Source organism: Changpingibacter yushuensis, from assembly GCF_014041995.1.
In the GTDB taxonomy this organism is placed as follows: Bacteria; Actinomycetota; Actinomycetes; order Actinomycetales; family Actinomycetaceae; genus Changpingibacter; species Changpingibacter yushuensis.
In genome coordinates this window covers 803,131-824,522 of sequence record NZ_CP059492.1, presented here as the reverse complement: position 1 = coordinate 824,522, position 21,392 = coordinate 803,131, and the positions used below count along the sequence as shown (strand labels likewise).

General features: G+C 57.7%; 23 protein-coding genes and 1 pseudogene. 10 read left to right on the top strand and 14 right to left on the bottom strand.

The genetic code is table 11. From position 1 onward, the window contains the following. Nucleotides 1-71: 71 nt before the first annotated feature. From H2O17_RS03565 to pflB, 4 genes are all read right to left on the bottom strand, one after another. Nucleotides 72-1,454, bottom strand: coding sequence for an aldehyde dehydrogenase family protein (locus H2O17_RS03565; RefSeq protein WP_182050374.1), 1,383 nt, complete (start codon nucleotides 1,452-1,454; stop codon nucleotides 72-74). Nucleotides 1,455-1,591: 137 nt separating this feature from the next. Further along, entirely contained in the window at nucleotides 1,592-2,455 is an 864-nt protein-coding gene (gene pflA, locus H2O17_RS03560) for a pyruvate formate-lyase-activating protein (protein ID WP_182050373.1), read from the bottom strand. A gap of 5 nt (nucleotides 2,456-2,460) precedes the next feature. Continuing rightward, the gene (gene grcA2 / locus H2O17_RS03555; RefSeq protein WP_182050372.1) at nucleotides 2,461-2,712 is read right to left on the bottom strand and encodes an autonomous glycyl radical cofactor GrcA2; all 252 of its coding nucleotides are present in this window, start codon (nucleotides 2,710-2,712) and stop codon (nucleotides 2,461-2,463) included. 188 nt (nucleotides 2,713-2,900) lie between these two features. After that, nucleotides 2,901-5,000: a formate C-acetyltransferase gene (pflB, locus tag H2O17_RS03550; RefSeq protein WP_182050371.1), complete on the bottom strand. Its 2,100-nt coding sequence runs from the start codon at nucleotides 4,998-5,000 to the stop codon at nucleotides 2,901-2,903. A gap of 369 nt (nucleotides 5,001-5,369) precedes the next feature. Between pflB and H2O17_RS03545 the strand changes: the two genes are divergently transcribed. After that, the gene (locus tag H2O17_RS03545; RefSeq protein ID WP_182050370.1) at nucleotides 5,370-5,543 is read left to right on the top strand and encodes a hypothetical protein; all 174 of its coding nucleotides are present in this window, start codon (nucleotides 5,370-5,372) and stop codon (nucleotides 5,541-5,543) included. Nucleotides 5,544-5,552: 9 nt separating this feature from the next. Then, complete coding sequence (locus H2O17_RS03540) at nucleotides 5,553-7,004, top strand: GuaB1 family IMP dehydrogenase-related protein (protein WP_182050369.1); 1,452 nt, start codon at nucleotides 5,553-5,555, stop codon at nucleotides 7,002-7,004. A gap of 162 nt (nucleotides 7,005-7,166) precedes the next feature. Here the strand turns inward: H2O17_RS03540 and H2O17_RS03535 are convergent, their stop codons facing one another. Beyond that, nucleotides 7,167-8,066, bottom strand: coding sequence for a LysR family transcriptional regulator (locus H2O17_RS03535; protein WP_182050368.1), 900 nt, complete (start codon nucleotides 8,064-8,066; stop codon nucleotides 7,167-7,169). A 147-nt stretch (nucleotides 8,067-8,213) separates the two neighbouring features. On the opposite strand from H2O17_RS03535, the gene H2O17_RS03530 reads away from it, so the two are divergent. From H2O17_RS03530 to H2O17_RS11490, 5 genes are all read left to right on the top strand, one after another. Continuing rightward, the gene (locus tag H2O17_RS03530) at nucleotides 8,214-9,062 is read left to right on the top strand and encodes an aldo/keto reductase (protein WP_182050367.1); all 849 of its coding nucleotides are present in this window, start codon (nucleotides 8,214-8,216) and stop codon (nucleotides 9,060-9,062) included. A 64-nt stretch (nucleotides 9,063-9,126) separates the two neighbouring features. Continuing rightward, the gene (locus H2O17_RS03525) at nucleotides 9,127-9,840 is read left to right on the top strand and encodes an aldo/keto reductase (protein ID WP_182050366.1); all 714 of its coding nucleotides are present in this window, start codon (nucleotides 9,127-9,129) and stop codon (nucleotides 9,838-9,840) included. Nucleotides 9,841-10,202: 362 nt separating this feature from the next. Further along, nucleotides 10,203-10,643: a hypothetical protein gene (locus tag H2O17_RS03520; RefSeq protein ID WP_182050365.1), complete on the top strand. Its 441-nt coding sequence runs from the start codon at nucleotides 10,203-10,205 to the stop codon at nucleotides 10,641-10,643. Next, nucleotides 10,640-11,143: a hypothetical protein gene (locus tag H2O17_RS11495; RefSeq protein ID WP_220456820.1), complete on the top strand. Its 504-nt coding sequence runs from the start codon at nucleotides 10,640-10,642 to the stop codon at nucleotides 11,141-11,143. The genes H2O17_RS03520 and H2O17_RS11495 overlap by 4 nt, the downstream gene beginning before the upstream one ends. Beyond that, a complete protein-coding gene (locus H2O17_RS11490) occupies nucleotides 11,101-11,766 on the top strand; it encodes a hypothetical protein (protein WP_220456819.1) in 666 nt (221 codons plus the stop codon). The genes H2O17_RS11495 and H2O17_RS11490 overlap by 43 nt, the downstream gene beginning before the upstream one ends. 68 nt (nucleotides 11,767-11,834) lie before the next feature. Here H2O17_RS11490 and H2O17_RS11625 read toward each other — a convergent pair. The 6 genes and pseudogenes from H2O17_RS11625 to H2O17_RS03480 all read right to left on the bottom strand — a co-directional run bounded on the left by H2O17_RS11625 (nucleotide 11,835) and on the right by H2O17_RS03480 (nucleotide 17,400). Next, nucleotides 11,835-12,836: pseudogene (locus H2O17_RS11625) on the bottom strand (Abi family protein). 305 nt (nucleotides 12,837-13,141) lie between these two features. Beyond that, nucleotides 13,142-13,744, bottom strand: a complete 603-nt coding sequence (locus H2O17_RS03500; protein ID WP_182050362.1) for a hypothetical protein — start codon at nucleotides 13,742-13,744, stop codon at nucleotides 13,142-13,144. After that, complete coding sequence (locus H2O17_RS03495; protein ID WP_182050361.1) at nucleotides 13,744-15,030, bottom strand: relaxase/mobilization nuclease domain-containing protein; 1,287 nt, start codon at nucleotides 15,028-15,030, stop codon at nucleotides 13,744-13,746. The genes H2O17_RS03500 and H2O17_RS03495 overlap by 1 nt, the downstream gene beginning before the upstream one ends. Beyond that, a complete protein-coding gene (locus H2O17_RS03490) occupies nucleotides 15,027-15,437 on the bottom strand; it encodes a hypothetical protein (protein WP_182050360.1) in 411 nt (136 codons plus the stop codon). The genes H2O17_RS03495 and H2O17_RS03490 overlap by 4 nt, the downstream gene beginning before the upstream one ends. Before the next feature lie 270 nt (nucleotides 15,438-15,707). Further along, the gene (locus H2O17_RS03485; protein ID WP_182050359.1) at nucleotides 15,708-16,646 is read right to left on the bottom strand and encodes a ParB/RepB/Spo0J family partition protein; all 939 of its coding nucleotides are present in this window, start codon (nucleotides 16,644-16,646) and stop codon (nucleotides 15,708-15,710) included. Beyond that, nucleotides 16,633-17,400: a ParA family protein gene (locus H2O17_RS03480; protein WP_182050358.1), complete on the bottom strand. Its 768-nt coding sequence runs from the start codon at nucleotides 17,398-17,400 to the stop codon at nucleotides 16,633-16,635. Before H2O17_RS03480 ends, H2O17_RS03485 begins: the two co-directional genes overlap by 14 nt. Nucleotides 17,401-17,499: 99 nt before the next feature. On the opposite strand from H2O17_RS03480, the gene H2O17_RS03475 reads away from it, so the two are divergent. From H2O17_RS03475 to H2O17_RS03465, 3 genes are all read left to right on the top strand, one after another. Next, entirely contained in the window at nucleotides 17,500-18,225 is a 726-nt protein-coding gene (locus H2O17_RS03475; RefSeq protein ID WP_182050357.1) for a hypothetical protein, read from the top strand. 2 nt (nucleotides 18,226-18,227) lie between these two features. Then, the gene (locus H2O17_RS03470) at nucleotides 18,228-18,713 is read left to right on the top strand and encodes a hypothetical protein (protein WP_182050356.1); all 486 of its coding nucleotides are present in this window, start codon (nucleotides 18,228-18,230) and stop codon (nucleotides 18,711-18,713) included. Nucleotides 18,714-18,794: 81 nt separating this feature from the next. Then, nucleotides 18,795-19,763 carry a hypothetical protein gene (locus tag H2O17_RS03465; RefSeq protein ID WP_182050355.1) on the top strand — a complete coding sequence of 323 codons (969 nt, stop codon included), beginning with the start codon at nucleotides 18,795-18,797 and terminating at the stop codon, nucleotides 19,761-19,763. Nucleotides 19,764-19,970: 207 nt separating this feature from the next. Here the strand turns inward: H2O17_RS03465 and H2O17_RS03460 are convergent, their stop codons facing one another. From H2O17_RS03460 to H2O17_RS03450, 3 genes are all read right to left on the bottom strand, one after another. Further along, nucleotides 19,971-20,192, bottom strand: a complete 222-nt coding sequence (locus H2O17_RS03460; protein ID WP_220456818.1) for a helix-turn-helix domain-containing protein — start codon at nucleotides 20,190-20,192, stop codon at nucleotides 19,971-19,973. 91 nt (nucleotides 20,193-20,283) lie between these two features. Further along, a complete protein-coding gene (locus tag H2O17_RS03455; RefSeq protein ID WP_182050353.1) occupies nucleotides 20,284-20,673 on the bottom strand; it encodes a YraN family protein in 390 nt (129 codons plus the stop codon). A 369-nt stretch (nucleotides 20,674-21,042) separates the two neighbouring features. Next, the gene (locus tag H2O17_RS03450) at nucleotides 21,043-21,357 is read right to left on the bottom strand and encodes a hypothetical protein (protein ID WP_182050352.1); all 315 of its coding nucleotides are present in this window, start codon (nucleotides 21,355-21,357) and stop codon (nucleotides 21,043-21,045) included. Nucleotides 21,358-21,392 lie beyond the last annotated feature (35 nt).

The window sequence follows — 21,392 nt, the reverse complement described above, 5'->3', positions numbered from 1 at the left end:
CTTGGCCAGCCGGAACCAGGCTGCTTTGAGTGCCGAGATCCGCTGCCCAAACTCAAGGGATGCGACCGTGCCTAAAGAATGTGATCGTGAATGCGGAACGTGTGCTCGTTCGTGAAAAGGGCGAGGCCCCACTGGCCCTGCTCGCGCCCATAGCCCGAGCGATTGATACCGCCAAACGCATACTCTGGACCGGATTCACGGTGGGCATTGACGAACGTCATGCCTGCTTGCACCTTGCGCGCGAAGGATTCGGCCTTCTCAACATCCGTGCTCCACACCGAAGACTGGAGGCCATACTCAGTGGCGTTCGCAATTCGCAGAGCGTCTTCCTCATCTTCAGCACGGTAGATGACCACCGCCGGTCCAAAGAGTTCGTTACAGGAAAGATCCTGATCCACGCCTACTCCCGTAAGAAGCGCTGGCTCCATGAAGGCACCTGGCCGATCGATCTTTCTGCCGCCCCAGCGTAAGGTGGCGCCATCCTTGACCGCCATCTGAATCCGTTCCACAACTTCGTCGCGTGCCTGAATGGAAGAAAGGGGGCCCACGTCCACACCTTCTTCATCGAACGCACCCACCTTGATCTGTGAAACCGCATCGGTAGCTGCTTCCACGAAATCATCGTAGATTTCGGATGCAACGATGATTCGCTTTGGTGACGTGCATACTTGACCCGCGTTGAACGTACGAATCTGGACGGCTTTGCGCGCCATGGCGACGACGTCGTCGGTATCAAGAATGACCATCGGATCGTTCCCGCCGAGTTCGAGCACGCAACGCTTGCCATACTTACCGGCGATGGCTGCAACGGATCGCCCTGCGGCTTCCGACCCCGTTAAGGAGAATCCTTTGACGCGAAAATCAGCCAACACATGTTCCACATCGGCGGAGTCCACATAAGCGTTTGTGTACACGCCTTCTGGTAGGCCTGCGCGCAGAAGAAGTGCAGCAAACTCAGCCGAAGAAACGGGGCATATCGATGCCTGTTTCATGATAATCGCGTTGCCCACCATCAGCTGCGGCAGCACAAAGCGAGCCATCTGGTTATAGGGAAAGTTCCATGGCATTATGCCCAGAAGGACGCCAAGAGGATCGTGAGTGACATACGTGGTTACCCCGTCAGAGGCTTCCACTACGGTGGGCTCCAACAGGCTAGGCGCGTTATCTGCGAACCAATGGGCGTGCTTCACAAGTGCATCGAGTTCGGCTATTCCGTCCTTGAGTGGCTTGCCCATCTCGCGTCCGATAATTCGAGCTAGGCGCTCCTTCTCTTCTGAGATCAGCTCCCCCAACGTATGAAGAACCTCAGATCGCTCCTCCATATCGCTGTCTTTCCAGCCGAGAAAGGCATGATGGGCTCGATCGATGACGGCAGGAATGGCATCCGCGCTGAGAGACTCGAAGGATTCCTCGGTGCGGCCCGTGTTGGGATTATTGACTTCGTATCTGCTCATACATCAATGTTCCCACCTTCGCAGGCGCGGTGGTATCCCGCGTTCGCAATCCCGGCAGATGAAGATGAACATGACGCACGGCCGTCAGCTCAGAAGACCGTCAGACCCTCGGGTTAGAAGACCGTCAGACCCTCGGGTTAGAAGACCGTCAGGCCCTCCTCACGGAAAATCGCGCGCGCCTGATCGAGTTGTTCAAAGGTAGGCGGAACTGCATCTTTGAGCTTGTAGTCCATTCCTAGACTCTCCCACTTGTCGCGCCCCATCTGATGGAAGGCGAGCACCTCGACGCGTGAAACGGATCCCCATCGAGCAGCAATCTTTGCTGCTTTGCGGATGTTCTCCGGATCATCGGTCAGCCCGGGAACAAGCACAAATCGAATCCAGATCTCAATGCCCTTGGCATCCAGCCTGTCTCCAAAATCGATGGTGGGCTGAAGTTGGCGCCCGGTCACCTCAAGATACGTGTCTGGGTCACCAGACTTGATATCCAGAAGAACTAGATCCACGTTCGCGAGCATCTCGTCGCTTGCGGCCCGGCCAAGGAAACCGGAGGTATCCAAGCAGGTGTGAATACCCATTTCCTTCGCGCCCGTCAGGAGGCGGTTTGCGAATGCGGGCTGCATAAGAACCTCACCACCGGAAAGGGTGAGGCCGCCCCCAGTAGAACGGAACACCTTGCGGTAGCGCTTGATGCGCCGCAGGAGCTCATCCGCTTCAACGGGTTCGCCGTTTCGCATCGCCATCGTGTCAGGATTGTGGCAGTACAGGCAGCGCAGTGGGCAGCCAGCCAGGAACACGGTCATCCGAGTTCCGGGACCGTCAACGGCCGTCACGAGTTCCCACGAATGCACCGACCCCAACGAACCATCGCGCATGCGCTTCAAGCGATCGGCGTGCTCGAGGTCAGTCAGTTCAGCAAGTCCTGCTGTTCCCGCACCATGAAGACGGGCCGCCGGTGCCAGAAAATCCTGGTCGCCGACGGCCCCAATCTCAACGCTCATTGCACTCAGGCGGAGTGATGGAAGGTGCGGGAGAGAACGTCAAGCTGCTGCTCCTTGGTCAGCTTGACGAAGTTAACCGCATATCCAGAAACGCGAACGGTGAGGTTCGGGTACTTCTCGGGATGCTCAATTGCGTCCTCGAGGGTGGAACGGTCCAGCACGTTGATGTTTGCGTGGTAGAGACCCTGAACGCCACCGTTATCGCAACGGGCTGCCTTCATCGATGCAAGACGCTCGTCAAATGTCATCGCTGCCATGTTTCGGCTCCTAAATATTGAGACAAATGCTTGTCACTCAAGTAATTGGATTCTATCAAGTAAATATTGGTGTAAACGGGGTAGAAAGGCGGATGAGTTGCACCTCACCTCGTCTCATATTCACGCCGTTCACGCCCTCGCGGTTCGCCAGCACATGCTTCCGAACCGCGAGGGTGCGCCGCGATAAGTCAGTCCTCTTCGGGAATGAAGCCGGCGTCAAGAATTCCGACCAGGTTGGAGACCTGCTCTTCCTTGTTGCGACCCAATCCAGATGGGGTGATCGTGTTGGTCAGCGAAATGCCATCCAGCGCATCGTTGTAATCGAGCTTGCCCACTGAAAGCATGGAGGCAACCATGCCGTGGGTGTCGATGCCGTTCTCCGGGTTCGCACCTGGAGCAAATGGCGTGCCAGCCTCGTGACCGGACGGGAATGCACCAGTGGCCTTGCCGTACACCACGTTAGAGGTGATCGTCAGCACGGACTGAGTCGGAACCGCATCGCGGTAAAGCGGAATCTCGCGAATCTTTGACATGACGGTGTGAACCACAGTCGCAGCGATGTCGTCGGCGCGGTCATCATCGTTACCGTACGTCGGGAATTCGCCTTCCGTCTTGTAGTCGACGACGAGGCCGGTTTCATCACGAATCGGTGTCACCTTGGCGTACTTGATGGCCGAAAGCGAGTCGGCCACGATGGAAAGGCCTGCGATACCGCAGCCCATCGTGCGAACGATGTCGGAATCGTGGAGAGCCATTTCGATGGACTCGTATGCGTAACGATCGTGGCTGTAGTGAATGATGTTGAGCGCCTCAACGTAGGTGCCAACCACCCAGTCGAGCATCTCTTCGTACTTCTTCCACACATCGTCGAACTCGAGCGGAGCATCGCCTTGGACACCTTCGTATCCCTTGACGATCTGCTTGCCGGACATCTCATCGCGGCCACCGTTGATGGCGTAGAGCAGAGCCTTGGCGGCGTTCACGCGAGCTCCGAAGAACTGCATCTGCTTTCCAACGCGCATCGGCGAAACGCAGCATGCGATGGCGGCGTCGTCGCCCCAGTGGGCGCGAATCTGCGGATCGGATTCGTACTGGATGGAGGACGTCTCGATCGAGATCGCGGCGCAGAACTCCTTGTAACCTGCAGGCAGGTTCTCATCCCAGAAGATTGTGATGTTCGGTTCCGGTGCCGGACCGAGGTTACGCAGCGTCTGAAGCAAGCGGAACGAGGTCTTGGTGACCAAAGTGCGGCCGTCTTCGCCGAATCCAGCGTCTGACCAGGTTGCCCAGTATGGATCGCCGGAGAAGATCTGGTCGTAATCGATGGTGCGAAGGAAGCGGACGATGCGCAGCTTGAGAACGAGTGAATCGATCATTTCCTGTGCGTCGGCCTCGTTGATAATGCCAGCCTTGAGATCGCGCTCAAAGTAGACATCGAAGAAGGCGGAGAGGCGGCCGAACGACATTGCGGCGCCGTCCTGTGACTTCACGGAAGCGAGGTAGCCGAAGTAAGTCCACTGAACTGCTTCCTGGGCCGTCTTGGCGGGGGCCGAGACGTCAAAGCCGTAAGAAGCAGCCATGTTCTTGAGCTTCTTGAGAGCCTTGATCTGCTCGGAGTGCTCCTCGCGGAAGCGTGCCCAGTTCTCAGTGAAGGGCTGATCCGCGACCGAATCGCGAGAAGCCGTCTTTTCGGCAATCAGCTTGTCAACGCCATAGAGTGCCACGCGGCGGTAATCGCCGATGATGCGGCCACGGCCGTAGGCATCGGGAAGACCTGTGATGATGTGGGAGGAACGCGCAGCGCGGATCCGTGGCGTGTAAATATCGAAGACGGCTTCGTTATGGGTCTTGCGGTACTTGGTGAAGATCTTCTTGACGTCTTCGTCAACTTCCTTGCCAGCTTCGTTGATGGCTGTTTCAACCATGCGCCATCCGCCATTTGGCATCATTGCACGCTTGAGTGGGACATCGGTCTGGAGACCGACGATCACGTTGTCATCTTCGCTAATGTAGCCAGCCGGGAATGCATCGATGTCGGCAGGAATCTTTGTATCGACGTCGTAGACGCGGCGCTCACGCTCCACGTTGAGATACTTGTTGGAGAGAGTATCCCAAACCTTCAGGGTCTTCTCCGTCGGACCGGACAAGAAGGATGCATCGCCTTCGTAAGGCGTGTAATTCTTCTGGATAAAGTCGCGGACATCGATGTTATCGGTCCAATTTCCGGTGGTGAAACCAGCCCATGCTTCTTGGGTCGTGGCCTCAACGTCCGTAGTGGTGCGCTCCATTGCTAATCTCCTGAAGAGGTAGTCCTTGTGGATATTCCTAGTTTGACTCGTTCCATTCCTTAAGTCATTGGAGTTGGGCGAAAAATGGCCGTGCGGCCGCTCACATTCCGCGGAATCAAGCCAAAGGATGGCCATCTGACCGCCTGTGAGAAACCACAGCGCCATATTGGGACCTTTGGCCTTGCTTTTCGCGGCTCATACAGCTAGCGAGTCTGTTGCCGGTGTGCTCGTTTTCATGCGAACAGTCCGTTTGAGCCTCGCTTTGGAGGTTGGCACGGCAAGAGGACTACCTACCGGATCAAGAAACACTTACAGAAGGAAACCACGCACTCCAAGCTCAGGTAAACACCACCGAGGTGAGGTGTGGCCGTGGATTCCAGCACACCAGTTGCGTTCGGCCGTACGCTCGGAATCGGCTTGTTGATTGGAGTTGGTCGGGAACGCCACAAACAAGCGAGTACTCATCCCGCGGCGTTAATTCGTACCACAGCTCTGTTCGCCGTGCTTGGGGCTATTGGCGCAACCGAACACATCGCCGCCTAAACTGAAACCATGCGTTTTCTACCGGGGCAAGATCCCACACACGACCTAACTTACGACGACGTCTTCTTGGTTCCGTCACGTTCGGATGTGACCTCGCGCTTCGACGTCGACCTTTCAACTAACGATGGAACGGGAACTACCATTCCCATCATCGTGGCAAACATGACCGCCGTGTCCGGGCGGCGCATGGCGGAGACCGTGGCTCGGCGCGGCGGCATGGCCATCATCCCTCAAGACATTCCAACTGACGTGGTCACAAAGGTGACTGGACGCGTAAAGTCAGCACACACTGTGGTTGAGACGGCAATTACGGTGCGCCCTGACGATCCAATTGCCACAGTGGTCTCCCTTATCCCGCGCCGAACCCACGGTGCAGCAGTGGTGGTCGAGGGCGGAAAGCCAATTGGCATCGTCACGATGTCAGACTGCGAAGGCGCGGACCGCTTCGCGCAGGCAGATACGGTCATGACGCCTGAACCCGAAGTACTGGAAATCTCTGAGATTGGGGCCGACGGCGTACGTCTGCGCGCCGTCTACGAGCAACTCAAGTACCGCCGGCGCAAGTTTGTACCTGTGGTTGACGCGGGCGCCCTCGTGGGCGTGTTGACGGCCGATGGCATCGTGCGGTCCAGCATATACGCGCCTGCAGTTGATTCCCTCGGGCACCTCCGAATCGGCGCCGCAATTGGCATCAATGGCGCGATCGAACCTCGCGTCGAAGAACTTGTGGCAGCGGGCGTCGACTGCCTCGTGGTAGATACCGCTCATGGACATCAGGAAAAGATGATCGAGGCGCTTCGTCGCGTTCGCTCTGTGAATCCCTCTGTCCCGGTCGTGGCTGGCAACGTAGTCACAGCGGCTGGCGTTGAGGATCTGGTGGAAGCAGGTGCAGACATCATCAAGGTCGGTGTTGGGCCGGGTGCTATGTGCACCACCCGTATGCAGACAGCTGTGGGCCGCCCGCAGTTTTCCGCTGTACTTGAGTGTTCCCAAGCCGCCCGGCAGCTGGGCAAGCATGTGTGGGCCGATGGCGGAGTGCGCCACCCACGCGACGTCGCGCTGGCAATCGCAGCGGGCGCCAGCCAAGTCATGGTGGGCTCATGGTTTGCCGGGACCCTCGAATCACCCGGAGTTCTGCAGGTGGACAGCAATGGACGCCAATACAAAGAGAGCTTCGGGATGGCTTCGGCCCGCGCCGTAGCCGCCCGCACAGCTGGCGCCGACTCGTTCGAGCGCGCTCGCAAGGCACTGTATGAAGAAGGCATCTCTTCTTCGAAGATGTATTTGGATCCGGCCCGCCCGGGGGTGGAACATCTCTTGGACGAGATCACCTCCGGTGTGCGCTCCTCCTGCACCTATGCGGGAGCACGCAGCTTGGCGGAGTTCGCAGAACGCGCTGTGGTGGGTGTGCAGTCCGCAGCAGGTTTCCAGGAGGGGCGTCCGCTGCCAAAGGGATGGTGAGAGCGGGCCAGTTGGGCCGAGCTTGCGGGGAGGGCTAGCGGTGGTGATCCACCGCTAGCCCTCCCCCACGTCATGCCATCTGTTCTCCCTGCCAGCAACCCGCTTGTGTGGCCCGGATTGCTCCTAGAGCGCTTTACCCGTGGCAGTCCGTGAGAAAACTACTCACTCTTGAAGCGCGGCCTGCCGTACCGCTGAGCGCAGCTCCGGGCCCACACCTTCGGACATGTGCACGTAGAACGTAACGTGGGCTTCGTCGTCGTCCAAAGGAACTGGGGTGCGCCCCGGCGTGCTGGAAACAGCGGCGTTCGTGACAAACGTCAGCGCGTCCGTGCTCTCAGCTAGCTTGCGGAACACTTCGCGGTCAGACTGCCGCACGAACTCAGACGTGGGCAGATGGTTCACGCATACGTCCCACCAGAATCCGATGTCCTGCAAGACTAGGAACCTGCGCCCGTCTACGTCAGCAAACCGGAGGCTCTCACACGCGGCAAGCGGATCGGTGGTGGGGATGTTGAGCGCAAGGCTTTCATGCATGAATGGCACAGACTGAATGCCCGGAAGCGGAAGCGGCTTGAGAGTAATCCCGAAGTCGACCTCACGGTTGTACACCGCTCGCTCAACCTCGTCTTCACTCATCATGACAGGGCCAATCATGGTTCCCGGCAATCGCTCCACGATGAGCGACGTCAATCGCCACAGCGGGGCCGGAGCACAAGTTCCTATGCGCAGCGTGCGGCTACGGTTGGCCAAGAGGCTCAGCCTGTCCCTCAGGCGCCGATCCGAACGTAGAATCTCCGCGGCGTACTCCAGAGTTATGCGGCCTGCTTCGTTGAGCGTCACTTTGTTCTTGGTGCGTTCGAAGAGCTGACACCCGAGCTCCCGCTCCAGACGTTGAATGGACCTGCTCAAGGCAGGCTGCGAATAGCCAAGCTCTTCTGCCGCGGCGGAAACCGAACCGTGATGCGCGATGGCAACCAGCTGCTTGAGTTGCTCAAGGTCCAATCGATCCTCCTCCGTGCGCCAACCTTGTGAGCTATGCATAAACTGAATAGCAAAACTCAATATACGCATTGTACTTACTCAAAATATGGATGCAAGAATTGTATCGAGACAAGCAAGCCGCACGTTGACAGTGCCATGTGCACTTCCGTCTGTCCGCGCCATGCGGCCGCACCTGCACCCCGCGGCCCCCAGACAAAGGAGAGACTCGTGGAACAGTTCACGATGAACAACGGACTTACCATCCCGGCGATGGGTTTCGGCGTATTCATGATGAGTAGCGCCGAAGTCAAGAAGAGCCTTCCAACGGCTATTGAGTTGGGTTACCGCCACATCGATACCGCCAATGCGTACTTCAACGAGGTGGCTGTGGGCGAAGTTGTACGCGACTCCTCAGTGCCCCGAGAGGATTTCTTTATTACAACGAAGCTCTTCCCGCAGAACTACAGTTACGAGGAGTGCAAGAGCGGGATTGACGCCTCGCTTCGCCGCTTGGACACGGAGTACGTAGACCTTATGCTCCTTCACCAACCCTACGGTGCATACACCGAAGCGTGGCGTGCGCTTGAAGAGGCGCAGGCCGAGGGAAAGATCCGGTCCATCGGACTGTCCAACTTCAACAAGAGGAAGTTCCAAGAAGTGTTGGACTCTGGATTTGTGACGCCTCAGGTTCTTCAGATCGAAGTCAATCCGCGCTGGAATCAGCATGACATCAAGGCGTGGCTCGAACCCATGGGAGTGATAGTTGAGGGCTGGTACCCGCTGGGCCACGGCGACAAGGCTCTTATTGATGACCCATTCATCAGCGAGATCGCTGCACGGCATGGCAAGACCAACAGCCAGATCATCCTGCGGTGGCACATTCAGGAAGGCAACGTGGTGTTTCCCAAGACCACCAATCCCATCCACATGGCCGAGAACCTCAACATCTTCGATTTCGCGCTGACGGATGAGGAAGTCGCACGCATCAACTCCTTCCCACAGAAGGCCTACTACGACGTCGCGGAGGAAGCACCCGCCTTCGTCACCACCCCAATGGACTTCGATCAGCAGCAGTGAGTCACCACACCACCAACTCGAGAGAACACATGAGCGCGCATAACCAGCCGCGCCAGGAGGAAAAATGAAGTACAAGAATCTCAATAACAGTGTGCTCATGCCCTACCTTGGGTATGGCGTGTATCAGGTGAGTCCGGCTGAAGCCGAGCGATGCGTCGCTGATGCCCTGAGCGTCGGATACCGACTCATCGATACCGCGCAAGCGTATGGCAACGAGGAAGGCGTGGGAGCAGCGATCGCAAAGAGCGGGATTCCGCGTGAAGAGATCTTCATAACCAGCAAGGTGTGGGTCTCCAACGCCACCTATGAGCGCGCGGCGGCTTCCATCGAGGAATCGCTTGCGAAGCTTGGCACCGATTACATCGATCTCATGCTGCTCCATCAGGCATACGGCGACTACCACGGCGCGTACCGCGCGCTTGAGGACGCCTACGACGCCGGAAAGATCCGCGCCATTGGTGTATCGAACTTCGACGCCGTGAGGCTTGCGGACCTTGCCGCCTTCGCCCGCATCACTCCCGCTGTTAATCAAGTGGAAACGCATCCTTTCTGGCAGCAGCTGCCGGCGCATGCAGTGATGTCAAAGCTCGGCGTTACTCACGAAAGCTGGGCTCCTTTTGCCGAAGGCATGAAGGGCATCTTCTCCCATCCAGTCCTATCGGAGATCGGCGCTAAGTATGGCAAGACTCCTGCTCAGGTGATCCTCCGTGCGCTCATTGAGAACGACGTCGTCGTGATCCCAAAAAGCACACATAAAATCTGTGGCTTTGTTAACTAGTTCGGCCATTTGGTCTCCGATATGTCGGGATCATCAGGCAGCAAGGGCCGAGGCATGGGCATACCCTCTCCCTTTTGGGCATGGACGAACGATGTCATTGCGTTAAAACGGACACTCGGCATTTCCACATCTACCTTCAACAAGAATGTCGGCGATCTGGCGTTGAAGATATATGAACAAGGCTACGATGCACGCTTTCAAGCGGTCCAGGTAATCCCCGACTCGTGAACGAGGTAATCGTCAGGTTGCTTTACGCGACACGACGCCTGGTCAAGTACCTTGGGGACACCAAGGGCGAAAAGCAATCCATCTCCGAGATATGGAAGGTTTGCGAACCATTCTCGAATCCTACTGTGGAAAGGATGCTTACCGTAGCGCACGGGACCTTCTGTATGCTTGACGTAGGCGATGCCACTATTCGGGCGTTTGCGGCAGGCGCTGGCGCCTTCAATGCACCTGAGTTCTTCATGCGGCTCAATATCGTGGGCGTCGGGCGTTTCACCATCTCGTTTTATGGTGAAGCCAAACGAGCAGCCTCGATACGTGGTGCCCAGGCAAGCGCACAGCTGGCATTGCGGGAGAAGACCATCGTCGAGGACTACCTGTTCGGACTTTCCCAACTGGCTGATCTGTACAACGACAAGCACCTTGTCTGCTTCATCGACGAATTCAGAAGCAGTGATATGTATATCCGGGCATTTGAAGCCTCTGTGCAACTGGCCGACCTGCGTAAGGTGCCAAACGACAAAGTGCTCAGAATGAAATCTGACATCGATACGTACTTCGCCGGAGGCAAGAAATGAGCAAGAAGGAATCCAGTCTGGAGGAATCAAGAAAAAGGGCTGAAGCGGCGCTTGATAGAGCAAACACAAAGATCGAGGAGCTAGGGAGCCGCTCTGCCAAACTCTACGATGACCTTGGGACCCTCCAGGACCAATTCGACAGAATTCGAAACATTCCCGAAGAGAAGCGCCTCGAGTACGAAAAAGTCAAGAAGATCCGCTTACTCTGGAAGCAACAGGTTGAGAAAACAGAATCCGATTATGCTGTGGCAAAAGCAAAGAATGTTGGCAAAGGCACTGCGGGAGCTGGTGCCGGGGTTGCCGTGGCGGCCTTGGGACCTACTGCGGCTATGGGCATGGCGACGACGTTTGGCGTTGCATCCACGAGAACCGCCATTTCCGCGCTGAGCGGTGCTGCTGCTACCAATGCAGCCTTGGCATGGCTTGGCGGGGTGCGCTCGTTGCAGGTGGCGGAGGCATGGCGGCAGGGGAAGCACTCCTTGCTCTGGCCGGTCCCATAGGTTGTGCTATCGCTGGAGTGGCTTTGCTGGGAAGCGGTGCTCTATTGATTAAAGGTAAGAATGACCAGAAGCGAATCGAGGATATCTTTACCTTGATAAACAAGCGCGATGCAAAATCCTATGAGCTGGCGATCGTGGAGTTGAACGAGCGCGTACGCCACATCGATGATGAGGGGCGCAAGCTCGATGAAGCAGCCGAGCGGACTGCTTTCGTTGGACTTGACTACAGCTCGATGACTGAGCTGCAGCAGTACGAACTGGGGGCGTATGTCAACTTGATGAACGCATCAACTCAGCTTCTGGTCAACCCGATATTGGGGCTGCAGCCGAAGTACACAGACGCGGACTTAGACGAGTTCATTAGCCGGGGGTCGGTGGAAATCGATGCGAAGGCAAAGCCTCTAGTCGTCCCTCTCTGTAACCTGCTGTACCGGATTGATCTTGATGACAAGGACAGGCAACTCCTGCATAGGACATTCAGGAAAAACAAGGAGCTCTTGTCGCAAATCGGATTGACGAAGACTGATTTCAACGACTCAGTCATGCAAGTCGTCAATTGGGCCCTACTCAGGAAATACTCACTTCTGGAAAACGCTGACGATAGGGATAGCCCTATTGGCTAGAACGGTCATTCTTGCCGGCTGGTCTTAGATTCGCAGTGAACTGTATGGGAGCATGCGAAACCGCAGTCCTAATCGAGGTCCAACACGCGTTCCCAGTCTCCAGGAAAGCCCATTGGCCGCAATTCGACGCTTGAATGAGAACCGATGATGTCGGTGAGTTCTCCACCCAAGTCAGCCCATCGAGCGGGCCAAGACAGCTCATAGATGTTCTTGATGACGAGAAGTGTGGGGAACCCTTTATCGCACTGATAACGTGCATCCCGAGTGAGGAGACGCGGCCGAATTGCCATCACTCGGTTGTAGAACCTGTCATGGTGCCCTGCTATGTTTCGTACGGTGGTCAGGTGATGGAGCCAGCTTTTGAGATAAATCGCTCGCATTCCGAAAGCATCAGCAACTGCATCGTAGACGCCTGGGTGATCGGCAGTACTCCCCGCATCGTGACGTAAGTTGCCGTATAGCTGCGAGAGTGTACCGAAAGACATAACCGCGACCGCAGCCCAGACCGGTAGATTCCCATAGTGATCCATGTTGTGAACCACGTACGGGACGTTTTGGTTACGCGCTCAATCGCGTTCTCGCGCAAAATTGCGCATCGATTTGGCATGGCTGCGCTCATCCCAAAAATTCGACGCATCAAGATAGCTGAGAGGTCCGAGATAGTGGGAAAGGTAATAGGCAAACTGGGTCCTTGCCTTCACCTCTATGGGGCCAATCGCCTTCCAGAGCCATAGGCGAAGCTTGCGATCGAGCTCGTAGATTTCCCACATGTCCTCAAAGCTGACGCCGTCCCTGAAACGCCCGCCTCTGTCTTCCAGAGTTAGCCAATAACCACGCAGGCGATAGTAGTTTATGTTCGAGAGGCATGCGATGGCAAAAACGTCGTCATTGACAACCAGGTCATTCTCTATCAGATGATTCAGCTGCTCTTCGAACGAAAGTGCGGGCTTTGGAAAAAGAAATGACCCCGCCTGGTTCGCTGCGCTGCCGCTCGCGTGCGGGGTACTGTCACTAGTATTTATACCACCACCAAGGCCATCTGTGTCATCCTGTTGCCTAAAATTCACCATGATCGATCCGCCTTCTCCGCAAAGCAAACTGCTGATAAGAATACTGCAATCTACAAGTTTTAGCGTAGCCAAACTTATGTCCTTCATTGCGGCGACTGTTTTCACCTCAACGACCATTGGTAACAATAATTTCGCAGCGGCCGCCCTCGTCATATTTCGCCGCCTCATAGAAGATTAGGATATGATGAATCTCTCTGCGGTATTAGTGCTACATATGCTGTAAATCTATGATCTTACTCATCGTCATCTGCTACATGAACCTGAACACCGCATGCACGAGAAACCTCACGAACGCTCCCGTCACCTTAATCAACGTCCTCATGATCCAATCCCTCCATCCAGTCGCCGTCTTCCGTCTCTTCTTCGCCATCGTCCCCATCCATAGCGATCCCCATCGCCTGCAAGGTGCTCATGAGCGCCATGCTGCAGCCGCACATACGCGCGACTTCCTCAGGCGGAATGCCTGCCGGGACTGAGCGCAAGAGCGTCTCGAACAGCTCCGTGGCCTTGTCAACGGCAGCCAGGCTGTCGCTGTTGCCGATCCACGCCGAAGCCGTCTCGTCGAGTTTCAGGACGTCCACGAGCTCGCCGCAGATGCGCTGCAGCACGATGCTGCCTTCGATGCTCACGGTCTCGATTCCGTCAATCTCGCTGCTCTCTGCCAGCAGGAAGCGCCAGCCCTTCTTGCGGTGGGCCACGGGGATCGAATCGTCTTTCGCTTCGCCGCGGTAGGACTGGCTGGCGTCATAGCTGTGTGCTGCAAGCCAGATGCCGGTATCGCCCAGCTGGTCGAACAGGATCTCGAAGTCTGTGAGCATGTTCACGTTGCCGAAAGGCTCCGACTTCGTGAACGTGTCCGTATCGAACACATCGATACGGTTGCTCCGATACCTGATGCGGATATCCATCAGCGTGCTCCCTTCTCGCGGTCGTTTCGCTGATCGTCACGTTGCCTGGGGTGATGGGCCTCGGCGAGCTTCTTCCTGCCTCCACCATGAGTGCCGGGGTTCTTCGGCTTGCCTGTCTTCAACGGTGCGGTCGTCCTGGGCAGCAGACCGTTGGCGGCCACGAAGTCACGAGCCTCCTGCAGCGCTATGAGCGACTTCTTCTCCGTCTCGCTGCCGTCGCCGTTTTCGATGCGGGCCTCCACGACCTTGATGCGCTTGTCGCAGTCGGCGATGCTGCGCATCCCGAACCTCGTACATGTCTCCAATACCGATGCCATCCGATCGAGCTCCGCAAGATCGTTGAGCATCACGGCGTCCTTGGCGGCCTTCAGGATCGTACGCGAGGAAGCAGCATCGGGACGGTATGCCGCCTTGTTCTCGAAACCGTTCTCAAGCGAGCGCCGGCTGTAGGGGTATCCCAGACGCCCGTCGGTCACCTTGCGCTTGGGATCATCAGCAAGCGAGTAGATCCAATCCCTGTTGGTTGCCTTCGGCGAGTTGTCTGCCATGGCCACGCACAGCATGTCCAGGATGCCTCGGACCTCGTTCTCATTGCGCGCGAGTCCCTTCGCCACCACCACACGGCTCCGGATGTCGGCCACCCAGGAATACGCGCCGCCATCCACGAGCTCACGCTCGGGACGGCTCATATAGATTGCTTGCATGGTCCTGGCGGTCTCCTCGGGCGCGTCCTTGGCCGTCAGTCGCGAGAGGCCCTCATCGTGCTCCATGGTGTTGGAAAGCCCGCTCAGCCCTCGGCCGCGCGCCATGTCCTGCAGGGCGCGGTTCAACTCGAAGGGGTTGTCGGTGTGCAGCCTGTTTCCGGTGGCGAGGTTGGTGCAGTTCACGATCAGGTGCGCATGCGGTATCCGGCTCTCGTTGTCGTCGTGGTACACGATGGCCACCTGATAGTCTCCGAAGAACCTCATGGCCCATGTCCCTGCAAGCTCGCGCAGAGCAGCCAGGTCTATGCGGTCGTCCGGATCGGGCGAGATGATCAAGTGCTTGTAGGTGCGGGCGCGCCTGCCCTCGTAGGCCTCGTCGTTTCCGTTCCCGGTACGCGTGGCGTCCATCTCGTCGGCCCATTCGACGGCGTCCTTCGTGGTCTCGTCGTAGCCCTCCATGGCGCGTTCGTCCCATGAGAGGTTGTAGAAGTCGCGGGCGAGCGCGCGGTTGCGCTTCTCGAGGTACGTCTTCACCTTCTGGCAGCCGGTGTGCCCGGATATGGCCTTCACGATCGGCATCATCGACCGCCGATCAACGTCGATCGTTCCAGCTCGCGAAGCCTGTTCTCGACATCGTGCTCGCCGGCCTGCACGGTCACGAGATTGCGGTTGGCCTTCTCGAGTTGCTCGACGAAGTAGTCGATGTTGCTACCGCCTCGGCTGGCGAAGAGCGCGATGGTGTTGAGCGCGTGCACAGCCTGGTTGTAATGGTAGCCCCAGCGTACGAGCTCGCCGTAGATCTGCGACAGCGCCTTGGTATCGAGGACGACGGTCTTCCCGTCTGCGCCATCAGCGTCCACGGGGATGCGGATCATGTAGCGCAGATACTCAGAAGGCGCGAGCTCAAGTTCCTCGGCGTGCGCGTGGAAGCGCTCGAAGTCGGCTTCCGAGAGCCGGCAGTGGACGAACCTGTCCTTTCGTTTAGCCATCGTTTTCTCCTTTGCATCGCCGGCGGAATGTGGAAGCTGCTGGCTTCGGCTCTCTTCTCAAAACGGGGAGCGGGGGCAGCCCCCGCAGTCATCACCTGATTCGCGATGAGCGAATCGGCGCTGGCGTGCGCCCGGGACCGGGTGGGGCGGCAGACGGCGGAGGTCGGTGCCGTCGATGCCGAAGCCCTCCCCGACTCCCCGGGCCAAGTACCATCTTGCGAGCGTTCGGACGAACGTGATACAAGATGGGCTACTTGCTACGATTGGACTCTAAAGCCCTCCCGGCGGCCCATCCTTGTCCGAGACCGTCCGTTCCATCAAGGCCCGCGCGATTCTCGCGATCTCGCCGATCGTCTCAAGGTCCGCCTGACTGACGTTTCGATCGATCGAGGCAGCATAGCTGGCAAGGCTCTTGCGGGAATGGACGAGCTTTCGGTCAGGCTGCGGGGTGATTCCGATGGCGGCCTGGATGGCATCCGTCCGCTGCCGCTTGGTGAGGCCCTTGAGATGCGTTCCCTCAGCGATTCGCGTCTGCTCGTCGCGGGGCAGGGCGGCCAGGGCGGAAACCGCCTTGGCGGAGATCTTGCCGGAGTTGGCCGCCGCCTTCCACTCTTCGGAGAGCTCGGCCTCAATCGTCTTCGCCAAAGCCTCCTCACGCTTGATGGTCTTGCCCGAAACGCGCCTTCCGGTCTGCTCGGCCAAAATATCGGCCTTGATGTCCTCGGTGCGCCTGCCTGAAAGATCCGGATCCTCGCGGCGCTTGCGCTCCACCTCGATGCCGAGGGCGCGGGTCGCTGCCGCACGCTCGGTGATGGAGAGTTCGCGCACGAAGTAGTTGGCGGTGTGCAGCAGCACGAGCGCCTGCGCGTCGTCGATGTTCTCGGCCACGCGGCACGGCATCCTGGCGAACCTCTCATCGCGTTCGGCCAGCAATTCGTACGCAGCCTTGCGGCGGTGGCCGGAAATCATCTGCCACGAGGCGTCCGGGAGCTTTCTGACAAGAGGAAGGTCAGTGAGGCCGTCGCGCTCGATGGAGTCCGCCAAGGCTCGGATACCGGCCTCATCCATGGAATAGACGGTGTTTGACGGATGGTCTGCGATGAGGTCCACCGCTATCTCGACGACGGGGAAGCGGCTGCGCGTCTTGGATGTGGAGTCCAGCAGCCCGCTGATGGAGAATCCCGCCGCCACGTCGCTACGCGCACTCATGGTCGATCTCCTCCGCGAGCGCCAGATATTCCCGGGCGGGACGGCTCTTCGGCTCGAACGCCACAACGGGCCTCCACTGCCACGACCCCTCGCACACCTTCGTGGACGCATGTATGACGGTGCGGAACTGCTCATCCGGGAAGAAGCTGTCGAGCACGTCGGTCCCGATCGCCTCGCTTCGGGTCTGCCGCCCCGGCACGCAGGTGCGCAGGATGCGGTACTTGGGCGTGGGCATACGCAGTGCATCGGCGATGGCGCGCGTGGCGTTCGCCGTGAGTGCAGTGCCGCGCATGACGGAGCCGTCCAGTTTCACGGGGATGACGATCATGCCGTCGCCCGATGTCGCGAGATAGGCGTTGAAGGCCAGGCGCTTCATCACGGGGCTGCAGTCGATGATGCAGATGTCGAAGTCGTCTGCCGCGTCGTCGAGCGCGAACTTCAGGCGCTGCTCGCGCAGCAGCAGCTCGTTCTGGTCGATGAGGTCGATGACCGAGGGCACCACGGAAAGTCCGTCGACATCGGTGCCATAGGCCACATCTGTCACGGTGGTGTTTCCGTAGAGCAGCTCGACCGAAGTCCTCCTCTCTTCCTCGGCGCGCCCGTACAACCCGAAGAAGTCGGTGGCGGATGCCTGCGGATCGAGATCGATGAGCAGCACCCGCCGCCCCTGCCCGGCGTAGATGGTCGCCAGGTTCACGGCGGTCGTGGTCTTGCCCACGTCTCCCTTGTAGTTGCTTATCGCGAGAGTCCGCATAAGCCCTCCCTTGCACCGGGTCCGGCGAGCGGATTGTGGAAGAGGTTCGCCGGACGTTTATCTATCACGTTCTCCATCATATCAGAAAAGAGTTCAATAGTGAACGCTTTTAATATTGAACAGGAAGAAATAGAACAATCTATCGGCGTAATCACATTAGCGTGCAGCGGCTCTTCTATAATCAACTTCAAGAAGAAATACGGTACGGAAGGCGCAAAGATGTTTGGAACCAAAGAATCGGTTGTAATAGTCGAGGCAAAAGGCTGCGGGAAATATAGCAAGCAGCTCTATACTCTGATTGGTGCCAATGATGATGACGGCGAGAACATCGTTGGCCCTGTCGATGGTTCTGTCGAAGCTTCGGTCTTTGATGAGAAGAGATTCGCTGCGACGCCGCTCTCCTCAGACCAGAAAATTATCTTCATCGGCCACCCCAAGACCGCAAGAGACTACGTCGATGCGATCGAGACCGAAGCTACAACCAAGATTGTCGAACATGGAATAAGCATCTGCATCAGTGGCAAGCAAGCTTGCGTTTACGTCGACGAGAAGAACCTCAGTGACAACGGGTACCGGGAATTCCTCGAATATGCCCATGAATGCGGGCAAGATCTCGATAACCTGCTTTCTGAATTGCGACCAAGATCCGAGCCAGAAAACGAGCAGAAAAAGATTGCTCCCTTGTGGCTTGCTGGCAAAGCTGCTGATTTTGCCGGCAGCAAGATTACTCTCGTCAAAAAGGGCGGTGACATCAAGGATCAGAAGTATCGATTTGCTGTCAAGTTGCTCTACCTCGAGCATCTACGTTCGTTCGTCGAGGCCTAGTCATGAGCGAATTTGGACAGGGATATGCGTTTGCTGTAAAGCAAGGCGCAGCGACATGGGGCGCAGCGGCTGGCTCTGAGTACATCGGGCAAGTTGAAAAGTCTATTAACGAGCTTTACAGGTGTATGAACGCCTACGACTACTACAAGGCGACTGTACCGGCACAAGAATCACTCAAAGGGTTCCTGGCTGAAGAATGGGCTTCCGGAACTGCGAATGTCGATGCGGCGGTAAAGGGCAAGGATTCCGTGATGGAGGTCCTAAAGTCGACTAGACTCGGATCCGCTGACGTGGGGGCGCTCGTCGATGGGTCTTATCAGCTCAAGTTCTACAGCAACCCCAAGGAAACCGTGAAGGTCTTAGGGACAACCCTTCGCGAGGTTTACGAGAGGTCGAAAGCAAGCTCGAATCTGAGTTTCAGCGAATGGGCGGCCTCCAAGGGCTTTGGGGGCAAGTTGCCCACCGATCTTTTGTACGATGGACAATGAAACCTGGTTGCCGCCGACAAGCTCGCCGACTGCCAGGCCGATGCCTTCAAAAGACTTGCCAAAGCGAAAGCCCTTGGCAGGATGGAAGAGGCCTCGAGGTGGCAAAAGGTTTCCGATGCACTGACGGACAGGGTCGAGACGAAGGACGGCGTAACGAGCAGCCCACTCACGCTCGATGATGCGCGTCAAAAGGCGATAGCGGTAAGCAGCGGCAAGGAGCTCAATCCGGAAGCCGACGGCATGACCGCAGCCGAGCTCGTCAAGGTTGAGAACTTGATGGCGCAAGCGCTTAAGGCCGGCGCAACGGCGGCGGCCATCTCCGCCGCCGTGAAGATGGTTCCCGAAATCTACAAAGCGATCGACTATCTAATCGCCAAAGGCGAGCTGGATGAAAATAGCCTTCGCGCAATCGGGGCGGCAACGCTGGATGGCGGCGCAACGGGCTTCGTAAACGGGTCAGCGACAGCTGCGATAACCGTGGCTGCTGGAAAGGGCATGTTTGGCGAAGTCATCAAGAAGATGATTTCGAAGCCAGTTGGCCCTGCTGTGGTGGGCACATTGGTGGTGCTGACGATTGAGACATGCAAGGGCGCCTATCTACTTGCCCTCGGGAAAAAGATGACAAGCGACTTTGCCAACAATCTTGCACAGGGCGTTTTCGTTTCTATCCTTTCGCTTGTCGGCGCTGCGATAGCATCCGCCATAGCGCCAGAAGCCGTTATTCCGATGCTCATCGGATCAGCAGTCGGCTCCGCAGTGGGATGCCTTGCGTTCACGCCTCTCAAGGCATGTCTGCTGAAGGCATCAATCGCTTCGGGTCTGACATTCTTCGGCTTGGTCGAGCAAGATGAGAGTGTCCCGCCTCAAATGCTCAAGGAACTTGACATAAAAGGCGCGAGGTTCAAGACTTCAGAGTTCAAACAAGAGGGGTACGGCGAAACTCGCGCGCGGGCGGCGAACGTCAAACTGACAGGACTACATACTCTTGGAGTAAAGCAGCTCAGCCGTGACGTAATCGGGGTTAACAAAGTCGGATACGTAGTGTCCTAGCCCCTGAATATACTTACGTCTAGTCGGGCCTCCAACGAAACCGTTTCGGGACCCACAACATCCCGAAACGGCAGCTGGGTGCAGGGTGCTTGCACCTTGCCGCAGGACCGGGGCGCGCAGTCTCGGGAAACCGCTTGGCAGCAATCGGCATCCATCACGTACGCTAAGGCCCCGGGCGCATGCCCGGGGCCTATGGCCGCCGCGTTGTCAGCGGTCCTCGCCGAAGACGCAGAGTTCGAGCAGGTCCTCGATGTTCTTGCGGGTGAAGCGCAGGCTCTGCCCGATTCGCGTCCCGGTGAGCGCGCCGTCCTTGATGAGACGGTAGACCGTCGTCGTACTCACCTGCAGATAACCGGCAAGATCCCTGATCGTGAAGAGCGGTTCGAGCCCCATCGTCTCGTCGCGCATTTCCATTGTCGCTTCGGTCATATCAATCATTCCTTTCGCAGTCATTTTTGGAGGCCGCCACGGGCGGGATGCCCGAGGCGGCTTTTGGGAATCCGGCTTCAGCCGGGATGCCTCAGTCGGCCGAGCTGGCGGTGAGGTCGGACCCGAGGCAGTTGATGTGGTGCCTCAAAAGGGCGCGGTTCTCGCCGACTACCAGCATCGAGATATGGTCGAAACGAATGGTGATGTCCACGTTGTCGGGATCGTCGCCGTGCTCGCTGAGCCATCTGGCCGCGTTGATCTCCATCCGCTCGCGGGCACCTTCGCCGCCCTCGCCGGGCATGCCCTTCTCGATGCCGCTTCTCGCCTCCACGTCGCAGAACACGATGGCGTCCTCGTCGCGTGCCACCACATCTATGGCGCCTCCGTCCTCGGATCTCCACTCGGTCTCGAGTACTTCGTAGCCGCGGCGGGTAAGGAACGCTCCTGCTGCCTTGATGGCCTTCTGCTTGAGTTCTGACATGATTGACCTCCTGGTTTCTCGGCGGCTCGCCCCGTTGGCCTTCCGCCTTGTGGCGCGGCTGACGCTCGGGCTCCAGCGAGCGTGCAAGGGTGGAAAGCGAAGGAGGACTTGGAATAGCTGTCTTCCTCCGGTGTTTTCCAAAGAGTTTTGACGGTCTTGGATGAATCGGTTCTCCCGGGAAAAGTCTTTCGAAAACATCGCGGGTCCTTGCACGTCCGGTGGGTTCCGTGCGGCAATGCGTGTCCAAGGAGAAGCCATTGGGGCACCGATGCGTCAGGAGGCGTCAGCTGAACTTGCGAAGGCGTCAAGGCCGGATGTTGGTTCGCCGCGGTTACGTGGAATCGAGGCGTGGATGACAGGGTGGGGCATTTATCCGATGATGGAACGTGGAATGCCATCGCCCTGTGATGTGGAAGTGCTCGCCGAAGATGGACGTCTGGCAAGGTAACAGAACTCGCGCGCATGGAGATTGCGGTCATGTGCGTGTGCGGCGTCGATGATGACGTCCGAGGTTCCGTTTGCCGACGGATGCTGCTGGTATCGGTTCGAGGAACGCCTTGAGCTGTCACATTGCTTCGAGTCTGGGATCGTCGGCTGCGGTTTGACGAGGTGAATTGAGGAGCCGATGCCCCGAAAACCGTAAACTCCGACTACAAAGACACCCAGCTGTGCTAAAATTTTCATAAGATTTATCACAACAAGCGCGACCGGGAAGGGCG

Excerpts from the sequence above, each read along its gene's own strand:
- H2O17_RS03565 (WP_182050374.1), bottom strand. The coding sequence starts at position 1,454 with ATGAGCAGATACGAAGTCAATAATCCCAACACGGGCCGCACCGAGGAA.
- pflA (WP_182050373.1), bottom strand. The coding sequence starts at position 2,455 with ATGAGCGTTGAGATTGGGGCCGTCGGCGACCAGGATTTTCTGGCACCG.
- grcA2 (WP_182050372.1), bottom strand. The coding sequence starts at position 2,712 with ATGGCAGCGATGACATTTGACGAGCGTCTTGCATCGATGAAGGCAGCC.
- pflB (WP_182050371.1), bottom strand. The coding sequence starts at position 5,000 with ATGGAGCGCACCACTACGGACGTTGAGGCCACGACCCAAGAAGCATGG.
- H2O17_RS03540 (WP_182050369.1), top strand. The coding sequence starts at position 5,553 with ATGCGTTTTCTACCGGGGCAAGATCCCACACACGACCTAACTTACGAC.
- H2O17_RS03525 (WP_182050366.1), top strand. The coding sequence starts at position 9,127 with ATGAAGTACAAGAATCTCAATAACAGTGTGCTCATGCCCTACCTTGGG.
- H2O17_RS03520 (WP_182050365.1), top strand. The coding sequence starts at position 10,203 with ATGCTTACCGTAGCGCACGGGACCTTCTGTATGCTTGACGTAGGCGAT.
- H2O17_RS11495 (WP_220456820.1), top strand. The coding sequence starts at position 10,640 with ATGAGCAAGAAGGAATCCAGTCTGGAGGAATCAAGAAAAAGGGCTGAA.
- H2O17_RS11490 (WP_220456819.1), top strand. The coding sequence starts at position 11,101 with ATGGCGGCAGGGGAAGCACTCCTTGCTCTGGCCGGTCCCATAGGTTGT.
- H2O17_RS03500 (WP_182050362.1), bottom strand. The coding sequence starts at position 13,744 with ATGGATATCCGCATCAGGTATCGGAGCAACCGTATCGATGTGTTCGAT.
- H2O17_RS03495 (WP_182050361.1), bottom strand. The coding sequence starts at position 15,030 with ATGATGCCGATCGTGAAGGCCATATCCGGGCACACCGGCTGCCAGAAG.
- H2O17_RS03490 (WP_182050360.1), bottom strand. The coding sequence starts at position 15,437 with ATGGCTAAACGAAAGGACAGGTTCGTCCACTGCCGGCTCTCGGAAGCC.
- H2O17_RS03485 (WP_182050359.1), bottom strand. The coding sequence starts at position 16,646 with ATGAGTGCGCGTAGCGACGTGGCGGCGGGATTCTCCATCAGCGGGCTG.
- H2O17_RS03480 (WP_182050358.1), bottom strand. The coding sequence starts at position 17,400 with ATGCGGACTCTCGCGATAAGCAACTACAAGGGAGACGTGGGCAAGACC.
- H2O17_RS03470 (WP_182050356.1), top strand. The coding sequence starts at position 18,228 with ATGAGCGAATTTGGACAGGGATATGCGTTTGCTGTAAAGCAAGGCGCA.
- H2O17_RS03465 (WP_182050355.1), top strand. The coding sequence starts at position 18,795 with ATGGAAGAGGCCTCGAGGTGGCAAAAGGTTTCCGATGCACTGACGGAC.
- H2O17_RS03460 (WP_220456818.1), bottom strand. The coding sequence starts at position 20,192 with ATGACCGAAGCGACAATGGAAATGCGCGACGAGACGATGGGGCTCGAA.
- H2O17_RS03455 (WP_182050353.1), bottom strand. The coding sequence starts at position 20,673 with ATGTCAGAACTCAAGCAGAAGGCCATCAAGGCAGCAGGAGCGTTCCTT.
- H2O17_RS03450 (WP_182050352.1), bottom strand. The coding sequence starts at position 21,357 with ATGAAAATTTTAGCACAGCTGGGTGTCTTTGTAGTCGGAGTTTACGGT.